This is a genomic window from Mycobacterium persicum (assembly GCF_002086915.1).
Taxonomy (GTDB): domain Bacteria; phylum Actinomycetota; class Actinomycetes; order Mycobacteriales; family Mycobacteriaceae; genus Mycobacterium; species Mycobacterium persicum.
The window spans coordinates 6,132,915-6,142,829 of record NZ_MWQA01000001.1 but is presented as its reverse complement, the minus strand read 5'-3'; the positions used below and the strand labels follow the sequence as shown (position 1 = coordinate 6,142,829).

Here is a 9,915-nt window from a genome sequence, read left to right as displayed (position 1 = left end):
GCCGCAGCGGCGGCCGGCGTGCCCGGCGCCGCCGCGGCGTGGAGCTTGTCGCAAGTGGGCGCCGGACCGGCGGCGATCAGTGCCGGTCTGGCCGTCAAGATCGGACCGATGTCGGTGCCACCGGGGTGGGACCCCGTGCCCTCGGCCGCAGGCGCCAAGGTGACGACGGTGTCGCCCCGTGGCGTCCGCGCCGCCGTCCGGGCCGGTGAAATGTCGGGCCTGCTGCCGGGCGTATCACCGTCACGGTCGCGAGCGGCTGAGGCCGGCGGCAACTTCGGCCGCCGGTATGGATCACGAATCCGGGTGACATGTCGCCCGCCGAACGCCGGATAACCGGTTCAGTGATCGACATGGCGAGCCGCCATTACGTAAGGAGCTCATAGCGATGGATTTCGGGGCGCTGCCACCGGAGGTCAACTCCGGACGCTTGTACGCCGGACCGGGATCAGCCCCGCTGGTCGCGGCGGCGTCGGCCTGGAGCGGGCTGGCTTCCGAGCTGAGTTTGGCCGCCGACGGCTACGAGCGGGTGGTGATGACGCTACACGCCGAAGAATGGCTGGGGCCGGCGTCGACGCTGATGATGGAGGCGGTCCTACCGTACCTGGGGTGGATGCGAGCCGCCGCCGCGCAGGCCGAGCAGGCCGCAACTCAGGCACGGGCGGCGGCGGCGGCATTCGAGACGGCGTTTGCCGCCGTCGTGCCCCCACCGCTCATCGCGGCCAATCGCGCTCAGCTGGCATCGCTGATCGCGAAAAACGTGTACGGACAATACGGCGCCGCGATCGCGGCCCTGGAAGCTCAATATGCCGAGATGTGGGCGCAGGACTCCAGGGCGATGTACAGCTATGCGGGTTCCTCGGCGAGCGCGGCGCAGCTGACCCCGTACACCCCGCCGCCGCACATCACCAGCCCCGCCGCGGCCGCAACCCAGTCCGCCGCGGTCACCCAAGCCGTCGCAACCTCGGCCGGGGCGGCGCAGAACACGTTGGCGGGGCTGATTTCTGAGCTGCCGAGCATGCTGCTGGGACTCGCATCACCCGTCTCATCGGTCCTGACCGCTGGGGGTTTGACCTCGAATCCGGGATGGCTGCAGTGGCTCATCGACTGGTATATGCCGATATCGCAACTCCTCTACAACACCGTGGGTCTGCCATATTTCGCCATCGGTATCGGCAACAGCCTGATCACGTCGTGGCGGGCGCTCGGTTGGATCGGACCGCAGGCCGCCGATGCCGCCGCCGGAGCGGCGTCAGCAGCGGCAACCGCCGCGCCAGCGGCTCTCGGCGGCGCCGGACCGGTAACCGCCGGTTTGGGCAACGCATCCGCCCTCGGCAAGTTGTCGGTGCCGCCCACCTGGTCCGCCAATCCGGGCCCGGGCCCGGCGGTCGCGGACGCCGCGCCATTGGCCAGCGACATCGTCAACCCGCCGGAGGCCGGTGCGCCGGGAAGTCTGCTGGGCGGATTGCCACTGGCCGGCCCGGGCGCTGCCGCCGCCGGCGCGGGACCCAAGTACGGGTTTCGAGTCACCGTGATGTCCCGGCCGCCATTTGCGGGATGACCGCCGCTGCGGTGGTGCACAATTCAATCCACCACGTGATGAGGACCCCACATGCCGCACCTGCAGCGCAGGCTTTCCAACCGTCACATCCAGCTGATCGCCATCGGGGGTGCGATCGGCACCGGCCTGTTCATGGGCTCCGGACGCACCATTTCCCTTGCCGGACCCGCCGTCCTGGTGGTGTACGCAATCATCGGGTTCTTCGTGTTTTTCGTGCTGCGGGCGATGGGTGAATTGCTGCTGTCGAACCTGAGCTACAAGTCGTTCGTCGATTTCACTGCCGACCTGTTGGGGCCTGCCGCGGCGTTTTATCTGGGGTGGTCGTACTGGTTCGCCTGGGTCGTCACCGGCATCGCAGACCTGGTCGCGATCACCGGCTACGCCAGGTTCTGGTGGCCCGCCTCGCCGATGTGGTTACCGGCGCTGCTCACCGTTGGCCTCATCCTGACGGTCAACTTGTTCAGCGTCGGCCATTTCGGCGAGATGGAATTTTGGCTGGCGTTGATCAAGGTCGTGGCGATACTGAGCCTGATCCTCTTGGGCGCATTCCTGGTGGTGACCAACTTCGTTTCCCCGCAAGGGGATCGGGCGACGATCGAAAACCTGTGGAACGACGGCGGATTGTTCCCTCAGGGCTTCATGGGCTTGGCCAGTGGCTTCCAAATCGCGTTCTTCGCCTACATCGGTGTCGAACTCGTCGGCACCGCCGCCGGCGAAACGGCCAACCCGCCCCGCACCATTCCCCGGGCGATCAATGCCGTTCCGGTGCGGGTGGCGATCTTCTACGTCGGCGCGCTGGTGGCAATCCTGGCCGTGGTGCCCTGGCGGCGCTTCGCCAGCGGCCAATCCCCGTTCGTGACAATGTTCTCGCTGGCGGGTCTTGCGGCAGCAGCATCAGTGGTCAACTTCGTGGTGACCACCGCGGCCGCCTCGTCAGCGAACTCCGGGGTGTTTTCCACCGGCCGGATGCTGTTCGGTCTGGCCGACGAGGGCAGCGCGCCGGCAGTGTTCCAACGGCTCAACCGCGGGGGGGTGCCCGCGTCGGCCATCGTGTTCACGGCTCCGCTGCTGCTGACCTCCATACCGCTGCTCTACGCGGGCGGTTCGGTGATCGGCGCCTTCACCCTGATCACCACCGTCGCCTCGCTGCTCTTCATGTTCGTGTGGACGACGATCGTCGTCAGCTACCTCGTATACCGTCGCCGGCACCCACAGCGGCACGCCGGCTCCCTCTACAAGATGCCCGGCGGCGTCAGCATGTGTTGGGCGGTCCTGGCTTTCTTTGTATTCGTGATCTGGACCCTCACCACCAAGACCGAAACCGCGGTCGCGTTGGCGTTGGTCCCGCTCTGGTTCATGACCCTCACCGGGGGTTGGCTGATGGTCCGGCGGCGCGCCCCGAGCGTGCCCGCCTGCCGTGAGCCTTCAGCACCACATCACGCACCGCGGTGACCGGCAGGGGCGCGGCCTGATCCGGCAGCAGATCTGGTGACGAGGTGATGATCAGCGGCGTGTCCTCGTCGCCATCCGGCAGCCTGCCGTGCGTGCCGCCGACATGCCTGCCGTTCAGAGCGATCACACCCATGGTGTATCGAAGGCCCAACGCCTTCTTGGCCAGTGCCGCGGCGGCTTTGGCTTTGACGGTCCGATCGTCGGGGTTCATCAGCAACTCGGCGGGGTCGTATCCCGGCTTGCGATGGATGTCCACGCACGGCGCGAACTCCGGAGCCCGGGCGTCGTCGAGCCAGTAGTAGTAGGTGAACCAGGCGCCCGGTTCGGCGACCGCCACCAGCTCACCTGCCCGCGGATGATCAATTGCCAAGCGCTGCTGCGCGTTTCGGTCCATGACCTGGTCCACCCCGTCAAGCGCTGCGACCAGGCCCGCTACCCGGGCGATATCGGACGGGTCGCGCACATAGACATGGGCGGCCTGATGGTCGGCGACGGCGAACGCCCGCGATGTCCACGGGTCCAGGTATTCCCGGCCCTGCTGGGTGTAGACATTCAGATACCCTTCCCGCCGGAGTTGACGGTTGATATCCACCGGGCGCTCAGCCGGTGCGATCCCGTACTCGGAGACGACGATGGTCGTCATGTCGTGCTCGGCGACCGCCGCCAGCAAGGGCGCCAGCGCCGCGTCGACGTCGGCGGCGGCGGTGATTGCCTGCGGTGACCGGGGACCGTAGCGCTGAAAGTCGTAGTCCAGGTGCGGGATATACGCGGTGAGCAGGGTGGGCGAATACCGTTGCAGGATTTCCAGAGAGGCGTCCACCAGCCAGCGCGACGACGTGATGTCGGCCGTCGGGCCCCAGTACTGAAAGAGCGGGAACACGCCCAGCTTGTCGGTCAGGATGTCGTGCAGATCCGACGGCACGACGTAGCAGTCCGGCGATTTGCGTCCGTCTTGGTGATACACCGGCCGCGGCGTGACGATCACGTCGTTGCTCGCGTTCATCGCATACCACCAGCCGACGTTCGCCGAGGTGTATCCGTCGAAGCGCCCGGCGGCGGTCTCCCAAACCTTCTCCCCCGCAACCAGCTTGTTGCTCTGGCGCCACAGCAGCACCTCGCCCAGGTCACGGAAATACCAGCCGTTGCCGACGATTCCGTGCTGGTTGGGCATCAGGCCGGTGACCATCGACGACTGCACCGAGCAGGTGACCGCCGGGAACACCGGTGCCAGTTGTCGCATCGCTCCCTGGGCGGCGAGCGCGGCGAGATTCGGCATCTGCCGCAGCAGCGGTTGGGTAAGCCCGACCACGTTGACCAGCAGAACTCGTCGGGTCATGCCGCGTCCCGTTCGCGCAACAGGTCTTTCAGCCAACGGATTTCGGCCGCGATATCCTCGGCCAGGCTGCCCTTCCGCAGCGACGACGGAAGAACTTCCCAGGTGTAGGTTTCGATTTCGACGTCGATGGGTTGAGGTAACGCCCCTTCGCCCAGCATTGCCATCACGTCGGCCAGTACGTGCGACGTGTTGCCCAATGGTGCGGGCGGAGCGAGGTGCAGCGGGACGTGGTAGTGCACCCGGGCGCTGCCGGTTCGCGGTGTCGACGGGTCCGCAAAGGACAGGTCGTCGCGGAACCACTGGCGCCCGTCGGCGTCGATGCCGTTGACCTGATGCAGATACGGGGAGCCCGCGAACTCGGCGAAGGCTTCGGCAACCCCGTCGGCGGCCAGGTCGTCGATCGCAATTGCGTTGGAGGCCTGGATCTTCACCACGTCGATGCCGATGTCGGCCAGGCCGGCCACCACCTCGGCCGGGTTCTCATCCATCACGGCCAGGTGGCAGGTGTCCAGGCACAGCCCGATGTAGCGGGTATCGACGCTGCCGCGGCCGAACCAACCGATGGCGTCACGGCATGATCCGATCACGCAGCCGGGCTCGGGTTCGATGGCCATCCTGATTCGATGCCCGGACTCTTCTTCGATGCGCCGCAGATCGTCACTGAGCGCCGCCAGCGTCTGCCGGGCCCGGGCATCGGCCGAGTCGTCCCATGGGGTGCTCCAGCCCAGCGGCAGTGTCGAGATGGTGCCGTGTTCGGCGCCGGCCAGCAGGTCACTGAGCACCTCGGCGCAGTGGCGGGTATATTCCAGCCGGGCCGGCGACGTCCAATCGGGTTGGTATACTTTATGTTTCACCGAGTCGCCGTGAAAGACCCCGTAGGGGAAAGCGTTCATGGTCACCACGGCAAGCCCGTTGTCGGCCAGCATCGCGGCCAGCCGGCTGCGCGCTGCTCGATCAGCGGCCAACCGGGCCATGGTGGCGGCCGGCAACCACAGGCCGACGCCGAGGCGTTCCAGACCCGCGCGTTGCCGAGCCGGCGCGAACACCGACAGCAGTCGGTGCTCCAGCGCCTGCACACTGTCGGCAGCGACGACGTTGCTGCAGTAGGACAGCATCAGCGCTTTTCGCCGCGGTTGATGGTGTTGCCGGCAAAGGCCGCCTGCTGCTCTTCGCTCAACAGGCGAAGTTGCCCGCTTTGGCCGTAGAACTCGACCGGGTTGCGCCACATTACCCGGTCGACGTCGTCGTCGCTGAACGAGGCCGCCAGCATCACCTTGGCGGTCTTGACCGTCTTGAGCGGATCGGATCGTCCCCAATCGGCGGCCGAGTTGACGATGATGCGTTCGAGGCCGAAACGCTGCATCAAGACGACCATTCGCGCTTCGTCCATCTTGGTGTCCGGATAGATGGAGAAGCCCATCCAGCATCCGCTGTCTCGGGCGGGCTCAATGGTCACCTCGTTGAGGTGGTCGAGCAGCACCATTCCCGGATCGATTCCGACCCGCTTCACCAGCTCGATACTGGCCAGTGTGCCCCCGAGCTTGTCCCGGTGCGGGGTGTGCACCAACGCGGGCAGGCCGTGCTCGGCGGCCATCTCCAATTGCGTGTGGAACACCGAGGTTTCCTCCGGTGTCATGGAGTCGTAGCCGATCTCACCGACGGCGACCACACCGCTCTTCGACAGATACCGCGGGATCTGCTCGAGCACGGCCCGGCAGCGGCTGTCGTTGGCCTCCTTAGGATTCAGCGCGATCGTGCAGTTGTGGGCGATACCGAACTGGGACGCGCGGTAACGCTCCCAGCCGATGAGACTGTCGAAGTAGTCGACGAACGATCCCGCGCAGGTGCGGGGCTGGCCCATCCAGAAGGCCGGCTCCACGACGGCACGCACGCCCGCGGCATACATCGCCTGGTAATCGTCGGTGGTCCGTGACGTCATGTGAATGTGCGGGTCGAAGATCCTCACTCCGGCACCTCCGTCATCGTGGCGGCCAGCTGCTGCAGCATCCGCACGTCGGCCGACACCGGCCGTCCGGCGGCAGTCCGTTCGCTGATGTAATCGGTTGCCATCCGGCTTAATTCCGCATCGGCCCGGATGCGCAGGCCGGGTACGGCACGCAACGGCACCTCCATGAAGATCAGCTTCATCACGCCATGACGCCAGGTGGGCTGGGCCAGGAACCGGGTTCCGAATCCGCCGAGCGCCGCGCCGACCAGCCGTGGATCGTTGCACCGCAACGCATCCTCGGCCAGCGTCACGCCGGCCGCTGTGGTAACCGGTCCGAAGTTGCCGTCCAGCGCCGCCGTCTCCAGGCCGCGCAGCACCGCCAGGCGTTCGTCGCTATCCCCCCACTGGTACAGCCTTTCGACGAGCGGACCCGCTGTCTCGTCGGGAATTTCGGCCACCAGCGTGGTCAGCAGTTGCACCCGGGCCATCAGGGTCGCGTCACCGGAAATCTGCGACATCCAGCGCTGCGCCTTGGGGAAGATTTCCAGGATCTTGTCCGGGCCGCTGCGGATCACGGCCGCGGCGTTGTAGATCCAGGAGCGTGCCGCGTTCGGCAGCCTGGCGCGATTGATGGCGGACATGCTGCGCCGCAGCACATTCGGTGCGTCGTGGGAATGACGTGGCAATTCGACCGAGGCGACACCGGCGAAGCCGCTGGTCTGCAGGGCATCCATCACCGCCCCGAGATCGAGGGCGCCATGGCCGAACTCGAGGTGTTCATGTTTGAGCGGTGTCATGTCGTCGAGGTGGACATTGACGAGCTTGTCGCCCAGGTCGGCGATGGCCGCGTGCGCACCGCCCGGCTCGGTCATCACGCAGTGACCGACGTCGAGCGTGATCCCCAGTCGCGGCGGATCGCCCAGTGCCCGGCACACCTCGAGGGCGTGTTCTACCGTCTCGACGAACATGCCGGGTTCGGGCTCGAATCCGAGCGTGACCGACTTGCGGTCCGCATAGTCGACCACCTGCGCCAGCCTGCCGACCAGCAGCTCCCGGGTGGTGTCGGGGTCGCTGTAGTCAACGGCATAGCCCGACCACAGCGACACGCAGGTGGCCCCGAGGTCCGCGGCAATATCGATTGCCCGCCGCAGGAATTCGACGCGGGGTTCGGCGGCGATATCGACCAGCGCAGGTTTGTGCTTGAGCCGCGGATCCAGCAGATAGCGTGCCCCCGTTTCGATCGCCACCTGCAATCCGTGAGTGTCCAGCAGCGCGCGCAACGCGCCCAGCTGCGCACCGAGATCGGAGTCGAACGGTCGGACATGCGGGTAGCCGATGGTCAGCGCGACGGCGGTATACCCGTGATCGGCGATCAGCGCGAGCGCGTCGGCAAGCGGGTGATCGGTCAAGCCATTCGTGTTGTAGCCAACGTGCATCAGGTCACCTCAGTGGGTCGGGGCGCAGAAACTTTGAACCGCAATCCAATTGCCAGCCCACACAACGCCAGCATGGTGCGCGGCGCCCGGGCGGCCAACATCGCCTGTACCGCGATCGTCGACGCGATGCCACTGCGCACCGCGCTGCGAAGAACCTCGGCGGTCGGTTGCTGCCACGCCTTCCACAAACCGGGGCCAAACGACCACGCGTACACCGCCGCGGCCGGTGCGGCGCGAAACCCCGGCGTGCTCACCATCGCCGCGGCGGCCACCGCCGTCGCCATACCACCGACGATCGCCGGCAATCTCGGTTCCGAACCCGTGACCTCACTGCGGGACAGCACCGTGATCGCCGTGGTGTGCCCGCCGATCACCGACGCCGGCACTAGCGCGCGCCGATAATTCGGGCCGGCGCCGAGCATCACATCGAGGAACCGGCAGCCCGCCATCACCAAGGGCCCCGCGGCGGTGTCCTTGGCAACCAGGTCATAAGCGGCGACGCACAACGTGATTCGGCCCGCGGCGGCCAGGCCGTGGCGGCCGCCGACCGCCGTTGCGGTCGCCAGCCCAGCCCCGGCCAGGCCGGCTGCGACCGACAGCGCCGTAGCGGCCGACACTTCACCCGACGGAATCGGCCGCTCCGGGCGTTCGACGACGTCGCGCTCCCGGTCGGCCCAGTCGTTGAGCACCATGCCGCTCCAATACAGCAGCGCCGACGCCAGCGGTAGCGCGAGCCGGCGTCCGGTCAGCGGATACCCCGCCCAGATGGCGCCCACCGCAGTGTCACCCAGCACGGTGAGCGCAGCAGGCGCCCGCATCAGGTCCAGGTATGCCTTGATCTTCACTGCCCGGCCGAAACCGGGTTCGCAAAGGACTTGGCCCAATGCACCAGTGCCTCGTATTGCGCCGCAAGTGAATGCGTCGACGAGCCCCATGGTTCCTTGAAGAAGAAGCCGAGTTGCCCGACGACACCGTGCGCACCGCGCATCCGGGCCATCGCGAGCAGCCGCGCCACGTCGAGAACCAACGGCGCGGCCAAAGCGGAATCCGGCGCGGACCAGATGGTTTGCAGGGTGATCTGACCGCCCAGAAATCCGGTGGCGTGGATGTGGTCCCACGCAACCTTCGTTTCCCCGAGATCGGGCACGTAGTCGATATGCAGCGGAGCATTGACGGCGCCGCCGAGCATTTGCTGGATGCCACGCTGCTTGCTGGCGAGCTTGGACTGCACGGCGACCGGGTCGGCGAGCGTGGCTCCGTCGCCGCCGCCGAGCAGATTCGTTCCCGCCCAGGAGTGCACCGTCATCGCCCGGCTGGCGAACATCGGCGCCAGCACGGTGCGCAGCAAGGTCTGGCCGGTCTTGGCGTCCTGGCCGGCGTAGAGAATGTCGGCCTCATCGGCCAAGCTGCGCAATGCGGGAACGCCCATGCTGGGCGACGGGGTGAAGCAGGAGTAGGCGGCGCCATTGCGGATCGCCGCCAGGGCGGTCAGCGCGCTCGCCGGCAGCACCATGCGGTCCTTTTCACACAGCGCGGCCCGCAAGAGGTCAGGGTCGTGGTACTCGGGGCGGTCCGGCACCGGCGGCTGCGTCGATGCCACGTCGATAACCACGAAGACGTCAAGTGCGTTGCGCGAGATGAACGAGCCCATCGCGTCGCTGAGCCGGTCGATCAGCTCGGCTTGGGTGCTGGCACCGACGGTGGACGGATCCGGCGTGGCCACGCAGGACGGACCGACGATCTCGTCTTCGGTGGCCGCCAGGCGATCTGACACCGCCGCGACCACTCGGTGCGGCAGCAGTCCCGCCTCGACCAGAGCCTCGGCGCGTTTGGCCAACGGAGCGGTCGAAAGGTCACGTCCGGCGACCACGAAGTCGGCATATTTCGGCAATGGGACGCCGGCGAAGTCGGCAGTCGCCGTCACGCAGCCGGTTTCGGGGATCAGACCGGCGCTGAGCGCATACAGACCCACGATCGACGTGGTCGCCACTGACCCCCGCGCGCCACTGAGCCACAGGCCGCAGCGGGGCTGCGCGGTCACCCGGGATGTGGTGTCGTCGTGGTCCATCGCGCCGTCCTCGATCGCCGAACGCTGCAAAAATCTGATGTCTCGCGCGTGACAAATTGGTTTTTCTAAGCAAAGGATGCTAACACCGCGCATTGGTCTCGGCTGATCAATGACTGT

Annotated in this window: 9 protein-coding genes; 3 read left to right on the top strand and 6 right to left on the bottom strand. The window is 66.9% G+C overall.

Annotated elements, in window-relative coordinates:
* The 3 genes from B4U45_RS29660 to B4U45_RS27760 all read left to right on the top strand — a co-directional run.
* Window positions 1-333 (top strand): PPE family protein, SVP subgroup (locus tag B4U45_RS29660; RefSeq protein WP_423734692.1); only part of this gene is annotated, 333 nt, incomplete at its 5' end.
* Window positions 334-385: 52 nt separating this feature from the next.
* Window positions 386-1,558 carry a PPE family protein gene (locus B4U45_RS27765; RefSeq protein ID WP_075549546.1) on the top strand — a complete coding sequence of 391 codons (1,173 nt, stop codon included), beginning with the start codon at window positions 386-388 and terminating at the stop codon, window positions 1,556-1,558.
* A gap of 51 nt (window positions 1,559-1,609) precedes the next feature.
* Window positions 1,610-3,010: an amino acid permease gene (locus B4U45_RS27760; protein WP_075549547.1), complete on the top strand. Its 1,401-nt coding sequence runs from the start codon at window positions 1,610-1,612 to the stop codon at window positions 3,008-3,010.
* Here B4U45_RS27760 and B4U45_RS27755 read toward each other — a convergent pair.
* From B4U45_RS27755 to B4U45_RS27730, 6 genes are read right to left on the bottom strand one after another with little or no spacing between them, the layout of a single operon-like run.
* Window positions 2,922-4,346, bottom strand: coding sequence for an alkaline phosphatase family protein (locus B4U45_RS27755; RefSeq protein WP_082275668.1), 1,425 nt, complete (start codon window positions 4,344-4,346; stop codon window positions 2,922-2,924). The genes B4U45_RS27760 and B4U45_RS27755 overlap by 89 nt on opposite strands.
* The gene (eboE, locus tag B4U45_RS27750; protein ID WP_075549550.1) at window positions 4,343-5,461 is read right to left on the bottom strand and encodes a metabolite traffic protein EboE; all 1,119 of its coding nucleotides are present in this window, start codon (window positions 5,459-5,461) and stop codon (window positions 4,343-4,345) included. The genes B4U45_RS27755 and eboE overlap by 4 nt, the downstream gene beginning before the upstream one ends.
* Window positions 5,461-6,312, bottom strand: a complete 852-nt coding sequence (locus B4U45_RS27745) for a TatD family hydrolase (protein WP_075549551.1) — start codon at window positions 6,310-6,312, stop codon at window positions 5,461-5,463. Before B4U45_RS27745 ends, eboE begins: the two co-directional genes overlap by 1 nt.
* Window positions 6,309-7,730: a TIM barrel protein gene (locus B4U45_RS27740; RefSeq protein ID WP_075549552.1), complete on the bottom strand. Its 1,422-nt coding sequence runs from the start codon at window positions 7,728-7,730 to the stop codon at window positions 6,309-6,311. The genes B4U45_RS27745 and B4U45_RS27740 overlap by 4 nt, the downstream gene beginning before the upstream one ends.
* Window positions 7,730-8,575 (bottom strand): SCO3242 family prenyltransferase, encoded by an 846-nt coding sequence (locus tag B4U45_RS27735; protein ID WP_082275669.1) that lies wholly within the window; start codon window positions 8,573-8,575, stop codon window positions 7,730-7,732. Before B4U45_RS27735 ends, B4U45_RS27740 begins: the two co-directional genes overlap by 1 nt.
* Complete coding sequence (locus tag B4U45_RS27730) at window positions 8,572-9,798, bottom strand: inositol-3-phosphate synthase (protein ID WP_075549583.1); 1,227 nt, start codon at window positions 9,796-9,798, stop codon at window positions 8,572-8,574. Before B4U45_RS27730 ends, B4U45_RS27735 begins: the two co-directional genes overlap by 4 nt.
* Window positions 9,799-9,915: the final 117 nt, after the last annotated feature.